Annotated in this window: 1 protein-coding gene and 1 pseudogene; both read left to right on the plus strand. The window is 74.9% G+C overall.

The annotated features are described in order from the left end of the window. A pseudogene (locus tag APM_RS13080) lies at nt 1-304 on the plus strand (pyridine nucleotide-disulfide oxidoreductase); the annotation flags it as partial. Continuing rightward, nucleotides 301-693: FAD-dependent oxidoreductase (locus APM_RS13085; RefSeq protein WP_007423843.1), on the plus strand; the 393-nt coding region annotated here is incomplete at its 3' end. The pseudogene APM_RS13080 and the gene APM_RS13085, both read left to right, overlap by 4 nt.

A 693-nucleotide genomic window follows, 5' to 3' on the forward strand; every position in this document is an offset into this window, starting at 1 on the left:
CCCGCCGGACCACGACCAGATGAAGCGCCTCACCCGCGTCTCGATGGGCCCCTGCCAGGCCCGCCGCTGCCGCGAGCAGGTGGCGCTGCTGATGGCGATCGGCGCCGGCCTGCCCGCCGCGTCCATCGGCCTCGCCGGCTACCGCGCCCCGGTCCGCCCGCTGCCGCTTTCCGCCCTCGCCGCCGGCGGCGACGACGAGGCGGGGTGGGACGTATGGTTCGGCATCCTCAGCCAGTGGGTGCCCTACGCCGCCATCGGCACCGAGCGCGAGGACGCCTGGCGCGCCGGGAGCATGCACCTGTGAGCGCCGTGGCGAAGGGCGCCTCGGTCGTCGTCGTCGGCGCCGGCGTCACCGGCCTGTCGGCGGCGTTCTGGCTGGCGCGCGACGGCGTCGACGTGCTCGTGCTCGACAAGGGCGTGGTCGGCTACGAGGCCTCCAGCCGCAACGGCGGCGGCTGCACCCACTACCAGAGCCCGCTCTTCCACGAGGAGCAGCGCCTCTGGCCGCGGATGGACGAGTTGCTCGGCTACCCGACCGAATGGCGCGGCGAGCGGATCGTCATCGCGGTGACCGAGGCGCAGCTCGCCCGCTACCACCGCATCCAGGGCATCGTCGGCGAGCTCGGCTACCGGGTCGACCTGCTCGACCCGCGGCAGGTGCGCGACGCCGTGCCGCTCGCCGGCGCCAATCTC

It is taken from the genome of Acidiphilium sp. PM (assembly GCF_000219295.1).
Classification (GTDB): domain Bacteria; phylum Pseudomonadota; class Alphaproteobacteria; order Acetobacterales; family Acetobacteraceae; genus Acidiphilium; species Acidiphilium multivorum.